This window comes from Pedobacter panaciterrae (genome assembly GCF_013204795.1).
Taxonomy (GTDB): Bacteria; Bacteroidota; Bacteroidia; order Sphingobacteriales; family Sphingobacteriaceae; genus Pedobacter; species Pedobacter panaciterrae.
This window is the reverse complement of record NZ_JABMKW010000018.1, coordinates 585,282-604,757: the sequence shown is the minus strand read 5'-3', so window position 1 is coordinate 604,757 and position 19,476 is coordinate 585,282. Positions and strand designations below refer to the sequence as shown.

Genomic DNA, 19,476 nt, shown 5'->3' with positions numbered 1-19,476 from the left:
ATTTTCTTTTTTAATATTTCTTTTTTAGTGCAGCAAAGAACAGGATAAATTTTAATTATCTGTTTTGGAACTTTTGTAAATGTACGGAGCTTTCAACACTTCAATAAAATATAATTATTATATATAAATAGATTTCTATTGTTTATTAGTGTGTTAGTATTGTTTAAAAGTACTTCAAAAAAATGCTTTTTTATGAGTTATTAGTAACTTATTAACATTTAGATTACATTTTTAATAAAAATATTGGCTGATTTACAACGATATATTAATTCACTCTAAAACTTATCAATACCAATATGTGTATTCTTAGTTGGTGAATAAAAAGTTAATAACCTATACGTTTATGCTTAAAAATAAGTTAAAATATTGCGTCGAATTACCATTTTAGCTTAGCTTTAAACATTCAAATAAAATTGTTCTATTTATTTAGACAAGTAGTTAACAATTATATCAACGTTGTTAACAAAGGAGTGGAAATAACACATTTTAATGAGAAAAGTAGATTTTTTGGTCATAGGATCAGGTATTGCCGGTTTGAGCTTTGCATTAAAGGCAGCTAAATATGGCAAAGTATTAATTGTTACTAAGTCTAACGAAGACGAATCTAATACTAAATATGCCCAGGGCGGAGTGGCTGTTGTTGTAGATAAAGATGATTCTTTTGAGAAGCATATTGAAGATACATTAATTGCCGGAGATGGTTTATGTGATAAACATATTGTAGAAGTAGTTGTGACTGAGGGTCCTCAGCGTATACAAGAGATCATCGACTATGGGACTAACTTTGATAAAGATGGTACCGGAGTGTATGATCTGGCCAAGGAAGGCGGGCATTCTGAACATCGTGTTCTACACTATAAAGATGTAACAGGCTATGAAATTGAAAGTGTGTTATTGAAGCAAATTCATCAGAATGAGAACATAGAGATATTAACACATTACTTCTGTTTGGAGTTAATTACTCAACATCACCTTGGGATACATGTTGATAAAGCCACTGAGGTTATTAACTGTTATGGGATATATGCCTTTAATACAGAGCTTAACGATGTGGAAAAGATATTAGCTAATGTGACTATCATGGCTTCTGGAGGTGCCGGACATATCTATTCCAGCACTACAAACCCGGTGATTGCTACTGGTGACGGAATGGCAATGGTTTATCGAGCTAAAGGAAAAGTAAGGAATATGGAATTTATTCAGTTCCATCCAACAGCTTTATATCATCCTGGGGAGTATCCTGCTTTTCTGATTTCTGAAGCTGTAAGGGGTTTTGGAGGTGTGCTTAGAAGAAAAAATGGTGAGGAGTTTATGTATGAGTATGATAAGCGTGGGTCTTTGGCGCCAAGGGATATAGTAGCAAGAGCTATTGATTCTGAGATGAAAAAATCGGGTGAGGATTTCGTTTATCTGGATATAACGGATAGAAAAAAGGCTGATATTTTGGCTCATTTTCCTAATATATATGCTAAATGTTTGTCTATAGGTATAGATATGACCAAAGATCTGATACCGGTTACTCCAGCGGCTCATTATATGTGTGGTGGGATATTGGTTGATGAGTTTGGAAGATCGTCTATAAAGAATTTATATGCTTGTGGCGAATGTTCTTCGACAGGCTTACATGGAGCCAACAGGTTGGCCTCTAATTCGTTATTGGAAGCTCCTGTGTTTGCTCATCGTATATTTGAACATGCTGTGGCTAATTTTATGAATAACGTGATTCCTGATAATATTCCTGAATGGAATGATCATGGGGTTACACAATCAAATGAAGACATATTAGTAACTCATAATTTAAGAGAAACTCAGAAATTAATGAGTGATTATGTTGGTATAGTTCGCTCTGATTTCAGGTTGGAAAGGGCCATGAGACGTTTGTATTTATTGCATCAGGAAACAGAGGATTTTTATAAAGGAAATAAGGTCTCTGTAAAACTTTGTGAGCTAAGAAATGTAATTCAGGTAGCGTTCATCGTTATAAAATCGGCTATGGCCAGAAAAGAGAGCAGAGGACTTCATTTTACTACTGATTATCCTAATCATTCAGAACAATTAACAGATACAATTTTTTAATTATGCCAGTTATATTACCAGTTAAAGATGTACATCCAAAGTGGGGTGACAATTGTTTTATTGCTCCTAATGCAACAATAGTTGGAGATGTGATTATGGGAAAAAATTGCTCTGTTTGGTTTAATGCCGTGATTAGAGGGGATGTAAATAAGATTACGATTGGTGATGACAGTAATATTCAGGATGGTGCTGTTATTCATGCTACTTACCTTAAAGCGGCCACCAGGATAGGAAATAGGGTATCTGTTGGCCATAATGCAATTGTACATGGATGTACGCTAAACAACCATATATTGGTGGGCATGGGCGCTATCATAATGGATAATGCAGTTGTTGAGGATTATACTATTATTGCTGCAGGAGCTGTTGTATTAGAGAATACGCACTGTGAAAGCGGATTTATTTATGCAGGTACACCTGCAAAAAAAATAAAGCCCATTACTGATGAGCAAAGGGCTTTATTAAATAAGTTACCGGACAATTATATCATGTATTCTGACTGGTTCAGATAGTTTATTCTTTTGGAATAGTAATTACCTCATTTCTTTCCCAATTAGGCCTGATTGATAACTCTTTAGGCTCATTCCATATTTTTTCGGGCTGTAATCCCAGGGCAACACTTCCTGTGTCCCAGACGCCGTTTTTATTGGTGTCGTAGGTTATTCTTATGAAATATTTTCCGCCTTTATAATTACTGAAAGTTACAGATGTATCTTGTTTTACAACTATTGTATTTACGATGCTTTTGTTGCCATCAATAATTTCCAGAATATAACTTTTTTGTTTTTCAGGAGGTACAATTTTTACTTTTAGTGTTCCGTAATCATCTTTCTTGCCAAGCTCAAGTGAAGTTTTTATTTCCTTGTTCTGAGCCTTAAAAATGGCTGTAAATGCGCCAGGAGCGAAGGTGATATCATACATGGTTTTTTGTTTCCACGGATACCTGAAATAGTAGGAGAGTTGGTCTAAACTGTCTTTAGTCAAGGTGAAGTTTTTGGTATCTACAGAGTCTTCCAGTAATGTTATTTTGCTTGCATCAAAGCTTTCTATTGGAAAATTGAAGGTAAATTTTAGGGTTCTGCCTGGTGGCAAAGCGCGGTTATCAAGATTATTTAATGCCGTTAATGATCTGGTATATGTTTCTTTTTTACCTCTGGTTAATGTTGCTGTTTGAAGCAATTTTCCGTTTTCTTTAATGCTTACTTTTGTTGAATCGAAGCTTAAATCTGTAAGCCAAACTTTTAGTGAATCGTTGTTCTTACTAAATTTAATTTTCTTTGAAGCATCTAAGGCGGGAGGATCCAGAATTATTGCTTCCGGCTTCTTTAGTTTTTGATTAAAAGTTAACAGTATACTTCCATCTGGATTCAGGCGTTTGTCAACGATTCTAAATACGGTAGCATCCTCTTTAAATACCTTTAAATTCATGCTATCCATATTCTTGGTTAAAACGATGGAATCCTTTAGAAAACCAATTTCGTCTGTCGCTTGCTGATAGATTTTATCACCACTTTTTTCTTTGAGGACGTATAATTTATAGGTATCGCTCCTTAAATTCTTTAAGCTGTAATTACCACTGCTATCTGTAAGGGTATAAATAGATGGCTTACCTTTTCCGAATAGTGTATCTCTATTTAGGGGCAGTATAAATGCAACGGCGTCTAACTCCGGTTCACCCGTTAATGAATTTGTTACTTTTCCTTTTATGCTCAATGAATCAAGTTTTGGACCTGTTGAAAATACATAGGTCAAATTTTTGACTACGTTAGATTCATTAACATCGGCAACAGACTTTCCAAAGTTTAAAGTATATGTTGTGTTTTTTTCGAGACTATCCGGAAAGGATATTTCTAATTTTTTTCCCTTCGTTTTTAGAACTGGAGGTTTAGGCATTTCAGGTGAAACAGAAAATTCTTTAAACTCATTCTGTAATTTGAAATACTCATCAAATTCTATAACAACTTTTTTGGATGTGAAATTTGTAGTCTCGTCTTTTGGTAGCATGCTTAAGACCTTAGGTGGGGTGGTGTCTCTGGGCCCACCCTGAGGTTGCTGAATACTTGCACAGCTGTAAATTAAAGAAACTATCAAAAATAGGATAGCGAAATTCCTTAAGAAGACTATGTTGTTGTTTTTAGCCATTTATATGAGTTGTATTGAATTTAAACCTGTTTTTAATAGATATCATTACTTTTTTCTAAAAGTGGTTTATATCGCTTTAAAATGAGCCTTATTTTTATCTATTATTTTAACACCTAAATTATTATTATCCAGTTAGTTATGTATTATTTGCTGATATGTACCATTAAAACGGATATGTCGGAAGGCGAAACACCTGAAATTCGAGACGCTTGTCCGAGCGTTCTTGGTTTTATTTTCAACAATTTCTCGCGAGCTTCTTTTGATAAAGATACTAATTGAGAATAGTCAAAATTTGGATTAATATCCTTGTCTTCCATCTTTTGCATTTTATTTACAATTTCCTGTTCCTTTTCAAAATAACTCTCATACTTGATTTTTATTTCAGCCTGCTCAATAGTTTCTTTATCAAACTGATCTAAAAATTCATTGAAGTTCGGACTAACAGTTCTAATATCATTTATTCCTACTTGCGGTCGGCTTAAAAGATTAAATACTTTAACGGTCTGATTTAACGCACTTGTTCCTAAATCTTGCAAGAGCGCATTTGCTTGATTCATATCAATTGCCTGTTTTTTGGAGAACTCTACAATTGCATCTGAATTAGCTACTTTTTGCTTAACGAGATCCAGACGTTCATCGTTTATCAGACCCAGACTGTGGCCAATAGGGGAGAGCCTGATATCTGCGTTATCTTGTCTAAGTAAGAGTCTGTGTTCCGCTCTGGATGTAAACATTCTGTATGGCTCTTCGGTGCCTTTAGTTACAAGATCATCAATTAAAACACCGATATATGATTCAGAGCGCTTCATGATGAGCTCATGTTTGTCTTTTACCTTCTGATGGGCATTGATTCCTGCTATAAAACCCTGACTAGCAGCTTCTTCGTATCCGGTTGTTCCGTTTATTTGGCCAGCAAAGAATAAATTGCTGATTAATTTGGTCTCTAGGGTTAAAGATAGTTGGGTAGGCGGGAAATAATCGTACTCAATGGCATAACCTGGCCTGAACATTTTGGCATTTTCAAATCCTGGAATCTTGGTTAGTGCTTTGTATTGTACATCCTCTGGTAGCGAGGTAGAGAATCCATTTACATATATTTCACAAGTATTCCAGCCTTCAGGCTCCACAAATATTTGATGCCTTTCACGTTCGGCAAACCTATTGATTTTGTCTTCAATGGAAGGACAGTATCTTGGACCAAGGCCTTTGATGCGACCAGTAAACATTGGTGATTTTTCAAAGCCTTCTTTTAAGGTCTCGTGCACTTCGGAGTTTGTATAGGTGATCCAGCAGCAACGTTGTTCGGTCGGTCTGGCTACGTTTGTGAAAGAGAATCTGCCCGGATTTTCGTCGCCCCATTGCTCTTCCATAACACTGTAGTTTAAGGATCTTCCATCTACTCGGGGAGGGGTGCCAGTTTTCATTCTGCCGGCTTCAAATCCTAACTCTGTAAGTTGTTCGGTAATTCCAGTTGCTGCTTTTTCTCCGGTGCGGCCGCCGCCAAATTTTTTCTCGCCGACATGGATAACGCCATTTAAAAATGTTCCATTTGTGAGTACTACAGACTTGCCTTTTATCTCGACACCTAAGGAGGTTTTAACTCCAACTACAGTATTGTTTTTAATGAGTAGGCTGCTTACCATATCTTGCCAAAAGTCAACATTTGGAGTACGCTCTAAAGCTAGTCGCCATTCTTCGGCAAATCTTTTGCGGTCATTTTGAGTTCTTGGACTCCACATCGCCGGACCTTTAGAAAGATTTAGCATTCTGAATTGAAGAGTTGTCTTGTCACTTATAATCCCGGAGTACCCGCCCAAAGCGTCGATCTCCCGAACTATTTGTCCTTTGGCTACTCCGCCCATTGCCGGGTTACAGCTCATCTGTGCAATGGTCTCCATGTTCATCGTGATCAATAGAACAGAGGAGCCAAGGTTTGCTGCTGCCGCTGCAGCTTCGCAACCTGCGTGTCCTGCGCCGACAACAATTACATCATATTCATTAAACATAGCTTAGTATATTTTGTATGTTCCACGTGAAACTCTGCGATGATTTTCCGGAGCGTTTCACGTGGAACGTGTTTGTAAAGTTATTAATTTATTTCTCTGAAAGCTCGAGCCATCTCTCCATTACAGTGTCCATTTCGGTATTTAAGCTTTCGATAGACTTGGTTACGGTTTGAATTTCAATATAGTTTGAACTATCGATTTCTAACAATGATTGTGATAGCCTTTCTACTTCTGTTTCAATTTGAGGAATCCTTGCTTCCAGATCTTCTAATTCTTTTTGCTCCTTGTAGCTTAATTTTTTTTGTGCCACTGGGGTAGGAGCGGGCGTTTGCGTTTCTTTCTTTTTTACTTCTGGTTTTTCTTTTGCAGCATCTAAACTTAATCTGTATTCCGAATAATTTCCATTGTAAATCGTCACTTCACCATTTCCCTCCATTATAAATAATTGCTCGCTCATTTTATCTAACAGATATCTATCGTGCGATACAAGTATTAGCACACCTGGAAAATTCTCAAGAAATTCTTCAAGAACATTTAAGGTGTCGATATCAAGATCATTTGTAGGCTCATCGAGAATTAAGAAATTTGGGTTTTGCATTAATACTTTCATCAGGTGCAACCGCTTCTTTTCTCCACCGCTTAGTTTCTCGACCATACCATGTTGCTTCTTGGGCGGGAAGAGAAATAGCGTTAATAGCTGCGAGGCGGATATGGTTTGCCCGTCTGCCATTTTAATATATTCGGCATCAGATTTTACAATATCAATAACACGTTCTTTTTCATTGAAAGCTAAACCTCCTTGTTTATAGTAACCATAAACAGTTGTTTCTCCAGTCCCAACTTTTCCTTTTTCAGGTTTAAGAAATCCGGTAATAATATTTAGCAAAGTGGATTTTCCCGTTCCGTTTTTCCCGGCGAGACCAATTCTGTCGGCGCGTTTAAATGTATAACTGAAATCACTGATGATTTTTTTATCATCAAATGACTGCCCAATATGGTCTAGCTCAAGAATTTTGTTTCCCTGGCGCGACATTTTTACATTTAAAGTAATACTTTGATTGTCAGTTCGTTGCTTTGTTTTGCTATCTAAGTCGTAAAATGCGTCAATTCTTGCCTGAGATTTGGTGGTACGTGCTTGTGGCATCCTTCTCATCCACTCTAATTCTTTCTTTAAAAGATTTTTGTTCTTTTGAAAAGTACTCTCATCAGCAGCTTCTCTTTCAGATTTCTTTTCAAGGAAGTAGGCATAGTTGCCATTGTAGTTATATATTTTTCCTCTGTCTAACTCAACGATCGTATTACATACATTGTCCAGAAAATAACGGTCGTGCGTAACCAATAGGATCGTTTTATTTCCAGATGTAAGTAATTTCTCTAACCATTCAATCGTATCTATGTCCAGATGATTCGTTGGCTCATCTAATACATAGATCTCAGGATCCTCAATAAGGAGTTTCGCCAGGGCCAAACGCTTTTTCTGTCCGCCAGAAAGTGTAGAAATTTGTTGTTGTAAATGAGTGATCCCCATCCGACTAAGAATGGTTTTTATCTCATGCTCATACTCCCAGGCGTTGTGTTCGCTTAATTCCTCATATAAGCGATTCAGTGTCCTTTCATCTGGATTGGGGTCTTCTATCAGCTCTTCGTATTCTTTGATAAGTTGTTGTTGCTTGTTTTCCAATGAAAATATGAAATCACTAATGGAGTGACCTTCAGTGAAAGATGGCTCCTGATCAAGAAATCCGATCTTTACGGATTTATTTTTTACAATTTTACCCTCAAGAGGAGAGAATCTTTCGGCAAGTAATTTTAATAGGGTACTCTTTCCGGCGCCATTTATTCCAACTAGCGCTACGCGCTGACCGGTTTGTATGCCCAGAGTTAAGTTTTTAAAAAGCCATTCATCGTGATAAGCATGGCCTAAGTTTTCGGCTGCAATTAGTGTGCTCAAAGTCTGTGTTTAACGAGATTATAGATAAGAAATTACTACAAAAGTAAGCAATAATTATTTGGTATATAGCTGGGCCTATTCAATATAGAGGATTTTGATCTTACAGTAACATAACTTGATTGTAACGAAAATGTTATAATAGCCTCCTCAAAATAAGAACAATGATACTTTTGAAGATAAAAAGGGTTAAAAAACGGCTCTATTAGCGGGCGTTAGAAGCAATAATAACGGACAATCCAATACTTATGCTGTAAAAAAGCCAAGTCCCGGCAAAAAGCCTAAAAACAGCCAAATACTAAGGATTAGATAAAAGCGCAAGATAGTGGTCTTCGCGCGCAGTCATGAGTGTTTTTGCCGCTTTAGTTTTATCCTTATATCCCAAAAGATGAAGTGCTCCGTGAATCATGACCCTACACAATTCCTGCTCAACGGTATGCTTAAATGTTGCCGCATTTTCCTTTATTCTTTCGATGCTGATAAATATGTCGCCCACAATCGTTTTAAGCTCTTCTGAGTTGTCAAAAGTAATTACATCAGTATATGTGTCATGATTAAGGTAATCCTGGTTTATACGCAGCAGATATTCGTCGGAGCAAAGTATAAAATTCAATTCCTTTAAAAGATATCCTTCTGCTGCAATGGCAGATTTGAGCCAATCCTTAATAACGGTCTTCTTTTTTATGGTATAATTGGTGTCTTCTGTAAAAAAATTAATGCTCGGTTTGCTCATCAGATCATAAATTATTGGGGCGAATTTAGCAATTTAAAGTACTCTGTTATTTTCTTTTTATAGAAGAAGTTTAAATCAGGAGGCAATTTCTGCAGCCATTCTGTTTCTGATTGCTGAAGTTTTTTAAATTTTTCGAGCATCTGTTTGTAAGAAGGGGGGAAATCTTTAGCGGCTTTTGCCTCTCTTTTAGCATCCTGATCTTGTTCTCGCTGCGCGTTCTCTGCATCAAGTAGTTTTGTAAGAATGGTTTTTTGACGATTAAGGGTTTCCTGTTCTATTTTTTTGTTAACTAACTCATTCTCAGTAGACTTCATGTCTTCTATCATTTGATTGAGGTTTCCGAGCCCATTTTTTCCGTCTTTATTTTGCTCCTGATTTATTTTCTGAAGTGCTTCTCTTATCATTTGTTGTTGCTGGGCCATTTTTGCAAACTCCTGGCTCATTTGCCCTTTTGGTACAGAGCCTTTATTCCCGTTCTTCTGAAGCTCATCGCGTGCCTTTTGCATGCTGTTGTTAAGCTGCTTTTGCATTTGCTGAAGTTGCTGCATGCTGCCTCCTTTTCCTTTTCCTTGCCCGCCTCCTTTGGCGTTTTTCTTCATATTCTGGAGCTGGTCCAGCGCTTCATTCAGCATTAAGGTTAGGTTGTTTACTGACGTCATGGTGTACTGCTGATTCCTGTTTGCCATGGCAGTGTTTCTTTCTCCAAGGTTTTCCAGGCTTTTATCAATATTGAAGTTAATCTTCTGCATTTCTTCATTAACAGCAGTTTCAATTTGTGGCACCCTTTTACTTAAAGAGAATAAACTATCGGCAATGGTTTTCATATTGTCTTTAATACTGCGTTGTTTCTGCACGTTCTGTGTATAAAGAGGGTCATTGCTATTCATTCCTTTTAGGTTCAGCATTACCTTTTCCTGATCAAAAGAGGTGTTCAGCAGGTTTTTTAATAACTGACGCAGCTCGGCAATACTCAGGTTACTTTCCATTTCAGCAGATTCCTGCTGCATCTGTTCCATTTGTTTAGCAACCTTTTCCATTTGTTCGGCCGCTTTCTGCTGACTTTTGGACGCATCTTTTTTATTGTTCTGATCTAGTTTGTTCTCGCTGTCCTTTTGTTGTTGTTTGATTTCGGATGTTTCTTTTTCAGGATTTTTAAATGGATTTGGACGCTCCATTTGCTGGTTTTTCTCATCTAGTTTCTCGAGTTCTTTTTTAATGTCGTCGAATTCAGAAGAGAGTTTTTTCTGTTCTTCCTTAAGCTTGTTGGCCCCAGAGTCTTTTTCTGCACTTTTTTGGGATAATTCTTTTTGCTCCTTAGCAAGGTCATTTAGCCTGTCTGTGTTGTTTTTTAAGTTTTGTTCGAATTCTAATTGCTTATAAAGCTCTAATATCCTGTCAAGTTCATTCTTTAAAGACTTGTTGTCCATCTGCATTTTAGACAACTCAGTTTGAGTTTGATCCTTATTGTTCTCGTCCATTAGGTTTTGAAGCTTTTGAAGAAGCTCTTTGGTTTTTTCATTAAGAACATTGTTGAACAGGTCATCAATCTTCTTTTGTTTCTCCATTAATTCGTCTTTTAAAGCATTGTTCTCTTCTTTTTGGAGTGTGTTTTTTTCATTTAATGACTTGATTTCCTCAACTGCTTTTTCAAGTTGCTGCTGCTTATCCAGCAGTTGTTCTATCTGTTTTTTATCATCGAAAGAGAGTTGTTTCTTATCCAGCAGCGTTTCTCCAAGCTTTTTGCTGTCTTTTTCAACTTCGGAGGCCAGTTTGATGGTTTTTTCCATTTTCTGCTTCAGCTCTGTGCTTCCCTGGTTTATTTTTTCGGCAACCTGCTGTTGGGTGGGAACTTCAAATATCTTTATCGCTGATTTAGTCTTTTTAGCTCCGTTTACCGCATCATTATCTGCCACCTCAAAATAGTACTCTAGTGCTTGTCCGGGCTTTAGAGGCGTCTCGTTTAGATTCCATAGATAGAAAAATGCGTCTTCCTGTTGATTTTTCTTTATTGAAATGGATTTTGTGACAGTGCTTTTTAGGACCCCATTTTCTTTGATATTGTATTGAAATTTTAAGGAACTAAATCCATGATCGTCTGATATATTCCCCGAAAAATATAAGGCCTTGCTACTAACAGAATCTGGGGTTTCTACTATTGAGATGTTAGGGAATTCATCCTTAATAATGGCTATTTGATGAGAGAGAGAGTCTTTGCTGTTTATAAAGCTGTTTTTAGGAGTAATTTGATATCCTGTATTTTCTTGTAGCTTTTTGGTAAAACTAAAGCTATTGCTATTAGAATTTAAAGCGTACTGCTTGCCCCCAATGATAAAGTTAAGCGCACTACTGTTCTCTGTGTTTAACAACCAGGTAACTATCGTTCCTTCAGGGATTAATAAATCACCTGCATTTTGGATGGTTTCTTCTTTTTTGTTTAGATATGCAGGGTATTGGAGTTTAGCTGTAATATTGAGTACGGAAGGACGGGGTTTAACCTCAATTGTATGAGAAATAGAGTTAAAGCCCCCGGCAGAGAACTGAATGTTTTTATTCTTTTGTAGGTTTTTGAATATATAGGTAAAGCGGTTGTTGCCTTCTTTTTCTAATTTATAGGTATTTGCTCCATCTGAAACATATACTTCCTGAGGGAGTTCGTTTCCTGTGGTTTTAAGTTTAAGCGTAAAGTCATCGCCCTGCGGAACCATTAGGCTTTTGTTTAACATCACAAAATCAAAAGGAGCTTTAGGGAGAATTTCTTTATTGTACTGAACAAAACTGCTAGTTCCTTCTCTTAATATGGCTGGTGCAATTATGCCAATTAGCAGGATAACAGAGAGAGGTACGAGGAAGTATTTAATGTGCTTTTTGTTGTCTTTTAGTTTGATTGCGCTTGCAAAAGGAACGGGTCTGAGTTCCATTATTTTCTGATCAATCCCAGCTAAGATCAATTGATTGTTGTTTGGATGCTGATTGGCAAGCGCCTGAAGCTGAAGGGTGTTTAGTAACTTATCTTTTACATTAAAAAAATGATCGCCAATTAATGTAGCCGCTTCTTCTATACTTAGATTCTTACTTAGTTTGAAGTAAGAAAGTGCTGGTTTTATAATGAGAAATGATATTACCGCTACAGAAAACACTATAAACGAGAAAAAAAGGAAGGTTTTAGTGCCTACACCAGGGTTTGTATAATAAACAAACAGAAAGAGGAAAAGATAACCCAGAAGTAGCAAGGCTGCTGCATAGATAGACCCCCGCACCAGCTTATTCAGATAAAACTTTTGCGTAAACTCATTAACTTTAGCTATTAAAATGGCGTAATTATTATTCATTAAAACAGTGGAATGGGTAATAAAGTTAAAAAATAACTTTAAGAAAACGTTTAGATAAACATTTAACGAGTATTTTTAGAAAAAGTATATTTATGAAATCATCAATTTTAGTCATTACCCTTATGGCTGTATTTACGAAAAGTTTTGATCCGGAGCCTAAAGCAATTGTTAAGGGAAGTTCATGGAATAATAATCCTGTTATTGCGCATCGTGGCGCATGGAAAAAGAATAATTTACCTGAAAACTCTATTGCCTCTCTAAAAGAAGCGATAAGATTGGGCTGTTATGGTTCTGAATTCGATGTTCATATGACTTCGGATAGCGTTTTGGTTATTAACCACGATCCGGACTTTTATGGGCTTCATATTGCGCAAGTAACGTATAAAGAGCTTTTGACTAAAAAACATCCAAATGGCGAAAATATTCCTACGCTGGAAGCGTATTTAAAAGAGGGAATAAAGCAGAAGAAAATGAAGTTGATTCTGGAGATAAAACCATCGAAAGCAGATCCGGAAAGAGATCAGAAATTAACTGACCGTGCAGTTGCAATGGTTAAGAAATTGAAAGCAAAAGAATGGGTTGATTACATTAGTTTTAGCTATGATGTTCTGAAGCGGGTTTTGGAATTGGACCCTAAGGCTAAGGTGGCTTATTTGAATGGAGATGCATCTTTAGATAAACTTAAAGCCGATGGATTTTATGGTGCGGATTATCACTACAGCGTTTACCAAAAAGGAGAGTGGTTTGCTAAGGCTAAAGAATTGGGTTTAACTATTAATGCGTGGACAGTTAATAATGCTGAGGACATGAAATGGCTGCTTAAGAATAAGGTGGAGTTTATAACTACAAACGAACCTGAATTGGCTTTCGAGACCATCAAAGCAACACAGACGGAGAATAAATAAAAGGCTATAAAACAAAAAAGCATCGCAGGTTATCTGCGATGCTGTACAATTTATGTTTTTAATAATCTAGATTACTTTAACATTAATCGCATTCAACCCTTTTTTACCGCTTTCAACATCGTATTCAACTTTGTCGTTTTCACGAATTTCATCGATAAGGCCTGTTGAATGTACAAAAATTTCGCTATCTCCGTTTGCTGGAATGATGAATCCGAAACCTTTAGTTACATTAAAAAATTTTACTGTTCCTTCTTGCATTGTATTATTTATTAAAAATTAAGTGTGCAATGTACATATTATTTTTTTATTAAAATGCAAGTGCTTTATATTTTGATTAATATAAAATGCGAAAAGCATCATTTATTGTCTTTTTTGCCCTGAACAACCAATTTAATTTCGCTAGAGTGGGGTATTCCAAGTGTTTTTCCCGGTGTAACCCTCAGTAGATTTTGAAGATAGACATTGATAATTGCTTCTAATGACTTCTTTCTTGCCTCTTTGTGTTCTGGCAAAACGTTTCCAAATGAAGTTAAATACATCTTGCCATTAGCATTTACAAGCACATTAAATGCGTATGCAAAGTCCTTGTAAGCCTTATCAATGTCGATACGATATTCCGGGAATAAATAATCGTAGGATTGTGTTCTGCCCATAAAGGGGTCAACGGTTGTGATTTTTTTTACTTTAATTAGCTTGCTTACCGGGGTAAACTCCACCGGCTGCCGGCCCGCGAACGCACTATCTAAATTTTTCGGGTTGCGATTTGATTTTGCAGAGAGCCATTGAACATAAAGTGTATCGGCTTTGGAGGGCTTTTGCAGCTCCTCTGCAGTTGTTTTTAATACATTTTTTATATAATTATCGGAATAGTAAGTTATGTTAACATCAGATCTGATGTCTTTCGAGATTTCCTTTTTTTGAAGATGAAGCCTTTGAAACACAAGGCTATCTTTGTTTACTTTTTTTATCCGGAAGTATTCATTTGCAAAATTATATACATCGCCATGATCAAACATGAGAAAAAAGGGCTGCATCTTTTTCTTTTGAGGACTATAAGCCATCACTGTATCGTTTGATTTAAACTGAATGATCCACGATGGTTCCTGCTGGAATCCCATTTCATTGAAAGAAAGGCCGTTGCTAAATCTACGCTTTACTTCCTGATATCTAATTCCAATGATTGAATCAAATGAAAGTTTTTTTACGACTTTTTTCTCCTCTTTAGGGCTGTTGCAGGCATAAGATGTAGTGAGTAAGATTAAGCTGAATAATAATTTAAAACGGGGTATCTTCGTCATATTTGTAAAAATAAATATTTATATCCGTTTCTTCAATTTTATAAGTTTGATAAGGAGCTCTCCATTTCTGTTTATGGAAAGGAAAATGCCCCTGCCATCTCCCGAGCGTAATGTTTTGGTAATGTCATTAAGGTTTAGGGTTTTGGCGCTAGAAAAATTGATGGATATAATCTCATCTCCTTCATGTATTCCTGCCAACTGGGCCGGAGAATTGGGTTCAATTCTGCTGATGAAATATCGCTTGTTTGGGTCTTCTTCTACATAGACTTCGATACCCGACATATCGTGTTCAAACGGCCGCTTGAAGGATTGATTCTGTTTGAGGTACATGATTTCATTTGCATAATCAAAAGTAACATTGAACCGACTTAATATGTCGGCTCCCAGATTCCCATTTCGATTTAAAATAAACGTTTTTGCCGCTACATCATCATAAATAGGATAGGAAGAAATGACATCCTTTAACACGAAGTTTCCTATCCTTATTTTGGGCACACGCCCAACATTTCCGCTAATTGGACCACTTAAACCAATTCCGAGATTTGCAGGAATTGAATTTGCAGGGACAGGGAAAGGTTTTTCGTTTAAGGTTTCAAGTGAAATGGCATGACTGGCACCATTATCAACAACAACTTTTGCGTTTATTATACCCAATTCTTTGGTGTCTAGCTCTACGTTGATATAGGGCTTGTTATTGATGATTTGCAATGGAACAATATCTCCTTTTATTTTCTTTTTAGTTCCCGGCAAGCTAAAGATTACTCTTTTAGAAGAGTAATTAATTTCGACTGTAAAGCTATTGAAGAAATAGTAACCCAAAAGGCCATAAATTCTGATGCCCATAAAATTTGAAAGACCTAAAATATCTGTTTTTAATATTGCCGTAGGGATGTAATCAATACTTGCTTTGCCTACTTTGGCTGAGAGCTCATTGGAAAGAAAAGCGTCGATTTCTATTCCTTTACCGAGACCGGTTATTTTAATAGGCCGAAGATCTTTGAGGTTTAAATCTTTAACAATTGTAGTATCTGTGATCACCAATGGTCCTACACCGGTATCAAGAATGAAGTTATACGGGCCTTTGTTGTTAATGTACAAGGGAATAATAATTAAATTCCGGATAAGGGTAAAATTGACAGCGCCTTTTGTACGAGAACCATGAAAACTAAATTGCTGGGCTTTTAGGGCATATGCCGAGCAAATTCCAATTATTATGGAAATCAGAATAACTTTTAAGAAAAAGAAATTAACGGCACGCATAAGCGAATTCATTGAACTAATTTAATAAATTAGTAGTCAGTATGTGTAGATCTGAATTTAAAATTAAAAGCTTATTTCTTTTATTGGTTGTCTGTGGGGGCTTTTTTTTAAGTGGGTGCTCCATTGACCGTCGTATGGCCAGAAAGGTGAATAGCCTTTTTAAACAGTCTGAGGGGCTAAAAAAACACTATGTTGGGTTTGCTTTATACGATATGTCTGCGGATAAAATGGTCTTTGAAAATAACGCTGATAAATATTTTACTCCGGCATCAAACACTAAATTATTTACTTTTTATGGGGGACTAAAAATGACCCCTGATTCAATTCCAGCCTTGCGGTATATTGAGCGTGGTGATTCCCTTATATTTTGGGGGACAGGAGATCCTTCTTTTTTACAAATCCAGTTAAAAGGAACGAAAGCTTTCGATTTTCTAAGAGCTACAAAAAAGAAACTCTTTTTTGCGCATGGAAGATACAAGGGGGATTTTTATGGAAAGGGTTGGCAATGGGATGATTACAATGATTATTATCAGGCAGAGATCAATGAGTTCCCGATTATGGGGAACCTGGTTGAAATTAATGAAGAGAAGGGTAAATTGAAGGTTTCGCCTACCTTGTTTGCTGATTGTGTAGGTCAGGATTCTTCAATAAAAGATACTTCTTTTCTTGTAAAGAGGGATTTCAATGAAAATAGATTTAATTATCCCTCAGTAGCTGTGCCTTTGGGATATAAGCAGGCCGTGCCATATAAAGTCAGTTTGCAAACAACATTAGCATTATTGTCGGATACGCTTGGAAAAAAGGTTGAATTAGTTAACATGAATATGCCCGCTAATGCATCAACGTTGTATTCTTTAAAATCGGATTCTGTTTTTAAAGAGATGCTGGTTCCAAGTGACAATTTTATTGCCGAACAGTTGCTCCTGGTATATTCAAATCAGATTGGCGAGCATTTGAGTGCAGAGGCGGCAATACAGCACATCGAAAAAACCTATTTAAAGGAGCTACAGGATAAACCCGTATGGATTGATGGTTCTGGCTTGTCAAGGTATAATTTATTCACCCCAAGGGATATTATTAAGCTTCTGGAGCTTATTTACAAAGAGGTGAATGATCAAAAGAGATTATTTGCGATGCTCCCGGCCGGAGGGAAGAGCGGAACCTTAAAAAATGCCTATCCTAAAACCAATGATCCCTTTGTTTTTGGCAAAACAGGAACGCTATCGAATGTTCACTGTCAGAGCGGTTATGTTGTGACCAAAAAAAACAAGATATATCTGTTCTCCTTTATGAATAATAATTTTGTTTCGTCTACAACCGGAGTGAGAAATGAGATGGGCAAAATTATAACCTACGTGCACGAAAACTTTTAGGTTATAGCTTTTCAAATGGAATATCCATGAGGGGATATTTTTTCCATCCAACGAAATCAAAATGCCACCATTCATTTGTTATTACACGGAATCCATAGGCTTGCATTGTTGTTATCAGTAATGTTCTGTTTTTTATTACTGGTGCTGGCAGGTTTGAGTAAGATGGTGAGGCTTGGGCCGCAAAACTGTCGTACGGTGTCGGCATTTGAAGTTCTTTTCCCGTTTTTAAATCGATAAGTGTTAGGTCTATGGCACAGCCCCGGTTGTGTTTAGATCCTTTTTTAGGGTTAGCGACAAAATTTTTGTCTTTAGCTTTTTGGTAGAAAGCAAGTGTAATGGTATATGGCCGATACGCATCGAAGATTTTTAAGCCGTAGCCTTTTTTGTTAAGGGCAAATTGTATCTTTTTTAGCTGTTCAACAACAGGCTTCCTTGCAAAAGCCCGGGCCTCTTTGTACATCACCTGATTCATGAAGTTGTTTTTGGTGGCGTACCTGATATCGAGCTTAATGTTCGGAATTGCTTTTTGGATTTCTATTAATTTATTCTTTGGGTCTTTAGCATAGGATGAGTGGTAATCTTCATATGAATTGACGACTTGTAAACCGTAAGGGTTGGCCTTAAGTTTTTGCGCTTTTGTGCATAACGGAAAAATGAAAAGCAGTAGCAGGTACAGGTATTTCCTCATGCCAGGAGCTATTGATTTGAGACCACAAGCAGTTCAATGTCCTTGTATGGAAGGTTATACATGTTAGCAAGGTCTTTGTTCGTTAAATGCCCCTGATAAATGTATAGCGCTTCTCTGATACCGGGCTTGCTCCAAACCACATTCATTAATCCGCCCATATCACCTATATCTACAAGAATTGGTGTAAATATATTTGTGAGGGCATATGACGCCGTGCGAGGCACCCGAGAAGCGATATTAGGAACGCAATAATGGATTACATCATGTTTCCTAAACACGGGGTCCTTATGATTGGTGACTTCTGAGGTTTCGAAACAACCACCCTGGTCTATGCTTACATCGATTACAACCGAATTGGGTTTCATTCGGGTTACGGTTTCTTCCATTACAATGCAGGGGCTTCTTCCGTGAGTTGCTCTGATGGCGCCAATAACAACATCGCAGGTAGTAATTGCTTTACCAAGGACTATAGGTTGCATTACAGAGGTGAATACCCGGCTTCCCAGGTTATTTTGAAGGCGTCTTAAGCGATAAATAGAACTGTCGAATACTTTTACCTCCGCGCCTAGCGCAAGGGCTGTACGCGCGGCATATTCTCCAACGGTTCCTGCGCCAAGAATTACAATCTCGGTTGGCGGAACGCCTGTAAAGCCCCCAAGCATCAGTCCTTTTCCTCCTGTTACATTGCTGAGATATTCTGCAGCGATGAAAATAGAGGTTGCTCCAACAATTTCACTCATTGCACGTACTACGCTTAGAATATTTCCTTCATCTCTAAGGTTTTCAAAGCAAATGGCATTGATTTTCTTATTAAGAAGCGCTTTTAGATAGGTTTCTTTTAGTCCGCCCATTTGAAGCGCCGATATTAAAGTCTGTCCTTTATGCATGAGGGCAACCTCTTCTAAAGTTGGCGGGGCTATTTTAACCAGGATATCAGCATTAAATACATCCTTTTTATTAAAAGAGATAATCGCACCCTGTTCGCTATAGTCGTTATCTGAAAAATTTGAACCAACGCCAGCGCCGGTTTCAATTATAACTTTATGCCCATTGTTAACCAAGAGGGCAACCGATAAAGGAGTCAGTGCAATTCGGTTTTCCTGGAAAGAGATTTCTTTTGGAATGCCAATATACAAACTATTGCTTTTCTGACTGGTTTCTGACATTGTCTCTTTGGGTTGTAAAAGCCCTTTTTGAGCAATGGAGGCCATACCTTCGCGTAATCCTGTAGCCATATTTGTTTATGTGATATTTTAGCTTGAAATTAAGAAAAATAACCTAAAAATCAGGGTTTGCCATTTTATATTTTATTGATGGACAGGACCCTCTCGTTTTCACTTAACATTTTGATCTCAACTTTAATATAGTGCTCCGGTAAAAGCTCTTCAACTTTTTCGGGCCATTCGATAAAGCAGGTGTTTCCTGAAAAAAAATACTCTTCGTAGCCAATATCGTATGCCTCCTGGAGGTTTTTAATACGATAGAAATCAAAATGATAAAAGATGTTGCCTTTTCCCTCGTATTCGTTTACAATGGAAAAGGTTGGACTTGAAACCAGTTCTTTTACGCCAAGCGCTTTTGCTATGACTTTAATAAAAGTTGTTTTTCCAGCCCCCATGTCTCCTTCAAAAACAAATATTTTTTCAGTTCCGGCAAAATCTAACAGGGCAATAGCGGCTTGATCTAAATCAGATAAGCTGTTTACATTAATATTCATT

The 19,476-nt window shown here is 37.0% G+C and carries 15 protein-coding genes; 4 read left to right on the top strand and 11 right to left on the bottom strand.

What is annotated here, in order from left to right; all coding sequences use genetic code 11:
- Positions 1-489 precede the first annotated feature (489 nt).
- A complete protein-coding gene (gene nadB / locus HQN86_RS18345) occupies positions 490-2,076 on the top strand; it encodes an L-aspartate oxidase (RefSeq protein ID WP_172662341.1) in 1,587 nt (528 codons plus the stop codon).
- A gap of 2 nt (positions 2,077-2,078) precedes the next feature.
- Positions 2,079-2,588 carry a gamma carbonic anhydrase family protein gene (locus HQN86_RS18340; protein WP_172662340.1) on the top strand — a complete coding sequence of 170 codons (510 nt, stop codon included), beginning with the start codon at positions 2,079-2,081 and terminating at the stop codon, positions 2,586-2,588.
- 1 nt (position 2,589) lies between these two features.
- On the opposite strand, the gene HQN86_RS18335 is transcribed toward HQN86_RS18340, so the two are convergent.
- From HQN86_RS18335 to HQN86_RS18315, 5 genes are all read right to left on the bottom strand, one after another.
- The gene (locus HQN86_RS18335) at positions 2,590-4,218 is read right to left on the bottom strand and encodes an Ig-like domain-containing protein (RefSeq protein WP_172662339.1); all 1,629 of its coding nucleotides are present in this window, start codon (positions 4,216-4,218) and stop codon (positions 2,590-2,592) included.
- Positions 4,219-4,361: 143 nt separating this feature from the next.
- Complete coding sequence (gene mnmG, locus HQN86_RS18330; RefSeq protein ID WP_172662338.1) at positions 4,362-6,224, bottom strand: tRNA uridine-5-carboxymethylaminomethyl(34) synthesis enzyme MnmG; 1,863 nt, start codon at positions 6,222-6,224, stop codon at positions 4,362-4,364.
- 88 nt (positions 6,225-6,312) lie between these two features.
- Positions 6,313-8,175 (bottom strand): ABC-F family ATP-binding cassette domain-containing protein, encoded by a 1,863-nt coding sequence (locus HQN86_RS18325; protein ID WP_172662337.1) that lies wholly within the window; start codon positions 8,173-8,175, stop codon positions 6,313-6,315.
- Between the two features lie 295 nt (positions 8,176-8,470).
- Positions 8,471-8,905: an rRNA maturation RNase YbeY gene (gene ybeY / locus HQN86_RS18320; RefSeq protein ID WP_172662336.1), complete on the bottom strand. Its 435-nt coding sequence runs from the start codon at positions 8,903-8,905 to the stop codon at positions 8,471-8,473.
- An 11-nt stretch (positions 8,906-8,916) separates the two neighbouring features.
- Entirely contained in the window at positions 8,917-12,234 is a 3,318-nt protein-coding gene (locus tag HQN86_RS18315) for a DUF4175 family protein (RefSeq protein WP_172662335.1), read from the bottom strand.
- A gap of 92 nt (positions 12,235-12,326) precedes the next feature.
- Here HQN86_RS18315 and HQN86_RS18310 point away from each other — a divergent pair, with 92 nt between their 5' ends.
- The gene (locus HQN86_RS18310) at positions 12,327-13,139 is read left to right on the top strand and encodes a glycerophosphodiester phosphodiesterase (RefSeq protein ID WP_172662334.1); all 813 of its coding nucleotides are present in this window, start codon (positions 12,327-12,329) and stop codon (positions 13,137-13,139) included.
- A gap of 66 nt (positions 13,140-13,205) precedes the next feature.
- On the opposite strand, the gene HQN86_RS18305 is transcribed toward HQN86_RS18310, so the two are convergent.
- The 3 genes from HQN86_RS18305 to HQN86_RS18295 form a co-directional block, all read right to left on the bottom strand.
- Entirely contained in the window at positions 13,206-13,397 is a 192-nt protein-coding gene (locus HQN86_RS18305; protein WP_008241764.1) for a cold-shock protein, read from the bottom strand.
- A gap of 98 nt (positions 13,398-13,495) precedes the next feature.
- Positions 13,496-14,437, bottom strand: coding sequence for a hypothetical protein (locus HQN86_RS18300; protein WP_216854442.1), 942 nt, complete (start codon positions 14,435-14,437; stop codon positions 13,496-13,498).
- A gap of 18 nt (positions 14,438-14,455) precedes the next feature.
- Positions 14,456-15,709: an aspartyl protease family protein gene (locus HQN86_RS18295; RefSeq protein WP_172662333.1), complete on the bottom strand. Its 1,254-nt coding sequence runs from the start codon at positions 15,707-15,709 to the stop codon at positions 14,456-14,458.
- A gap of 122 nt (positions 15,710-15,831) precedes the next feature.
- On the opposite strand from HQN86_RS18295, the gene HQN86_RS18290 reads away from it, so the two are divergent.
- Entirely contained in the window at positions 15,832-17,070 is a 1,239-nt protein-coding gene (locus tag HQN86_RS18290) for a D-alanyl-D-alanine carboxypeptidase/D-alanyl-D-alanine-endopeptidase (RefSeq protein ID WP_246269686.1), read from the top strand.
- 1 nt (position 17,071) lies between these two features.
- Here the strand turns inward: HQN86_RS18290 and HQN86_RS18285 are convergent, their stop codons facing one another.
- From HQN86_RS18285 to tsaE, 3 genes are all read right to left on the bottom strand, one after another.
- Entirely contained in the window at positions 17,072-17,758 is a 687-nt protein-coding gene (locus HQN86_RS18285) for a M15 family metallopeptidase (RefSeq protein WP_172662331.1), read from the bottom strand.
- An 8-nt stretch (positions 17,759-17,766) separates the two neighbouring features.
- Positions 17,767-18,993 carry an alanine dehydrogenase gene (locus HQN86_RS18280; RefSeq protein WP_048908148.1) on the bottom strand — a complete coding sequence of 409 codons (1,227 nt, stop codon included), beginning with the start codon at positions 18,991-18,993 and terminating at the stop codon, positions 17,767-17,769.
- A 65-nt stretch (positions 18,994-19,058) separates the two neighbouring features.
- Positions 19,059-19,475 carry a tRNA (adenosine(37)-N6)-threonylcarbamoyltransferase complex ATPase subunit type 1 TsaE gene (gene tsaE / locus HQN86_RS18275; RefSeq protein WP_172662330.1) on the bottom strand — a complete coding sequence of 139 codons (417 nt, stop codon included), beginning with the start codon at positions 19,473-19,475 and terminating at the stop codon, positions 19,059-19,061.
- Between the last annotated feature and the right edge of the window lies 1 nt (position 19,476).

Excerpts from the sequence above, each read along its gene's own strand:
- nadB (WP_172662341.1), top strand. The coding sequence starts at position 490 with ATGAGAAAAGTAGATTTTTTGGTCATAGGATCAGGTATTGCCGGTTTG.
- HQN86_RS18340 (WP_172662340.1), top strand. The coding sequence starts at position 2,079 with ATGCCAGTTATATTACCAGTTAAAGATGTACATCCAAAGTGGGGTGAC.
- HQN86_RS18335 (WP_172662339.1), bottom strand. The coding sequence starts at position 4,218 with ATGGCTAAAAACAACAACATAGTCTTCTTAAGGAATTTCGCTATCCTA.
- mnmG (WP_172662338.1), bottom strand. The coding sequence starts at position 6,224 with ATGTTTAATGAATATGATGTAATTGTTGTCGGCGCAGGACACGCAGGT.
- ybeY (WP_172662336.1), bottom strand. The coding sequence starts at position 8,905 with ATGAGCAAACCGAGCATTAATTTTTTTACAGAAGACACCAATTATACC.
- HQN86_RS18315 (WP_172662335.1), bottom strand. The coding sequence starts at position 12,234 with ATGAATAATAATTACGCCATTTTAATAGCTAAAGTTAATGAGTTTACG.
- HQN86_RS18310 (WP_172662334.1), top strand. The coding sequence starts at position 12,327 with ATGAAATCATCAATTTTAGTCATTACCCTTATGGCTGTATTTACGAAA.
- HQN86_RS18305 (WP_008241764.1), bottom strand. The coding sequence starts at position 13,397 with ATGCAAGAAGGAACAGTAAAATTTTTTAATGTAACTAAAGGTTTCGGA.
- HQN86_RS18300 (WP_216854442.1), bottom strand. The coding sequence starts at position 14,437 with ATGACGAAGATACCCCGTTTTAAATTATTATTCAGCTTAATCTTACTC.
- HQN86_RS18295 (WP_172662333.1), bottom strand. The coding sequence starts at position 15,709 with ATGAATTCGCTTATGCGTGCCGTTAATTTCTTTTTCTTAAAAGTTATT.
- HQN86_RS18290 (WP_246269686.1), top strand. The coding sequence starts at position 15,832 with ATGGCCAGAAAGGTGAATAGCCTTTTTAAACAGTCTGAGGGGCTAAAA.
- HQN86_RS18285 (WP_172662331.1), bottom strand. The coding sequence starts at position 17,758 with ATGAGGAAATACCTGTACCTGCTACTGCTTTTCATTTTTCCGTTATGC.
- HQN86_RS18280 (WP_048908148.1), bottom strand. The coding sequence starts at position 18,993 with ATGGCTACAGGATTACGCGAAGGTATGGCCTCCATTGCTCAAAAAGGG.
- tsaE (WP_172662330.1), bottom strand. The coding sequence starts at position 19,475 with ATGAATATTAATGTAAACAGCTTATCTGATTTAGATCAAGCCGCTATT.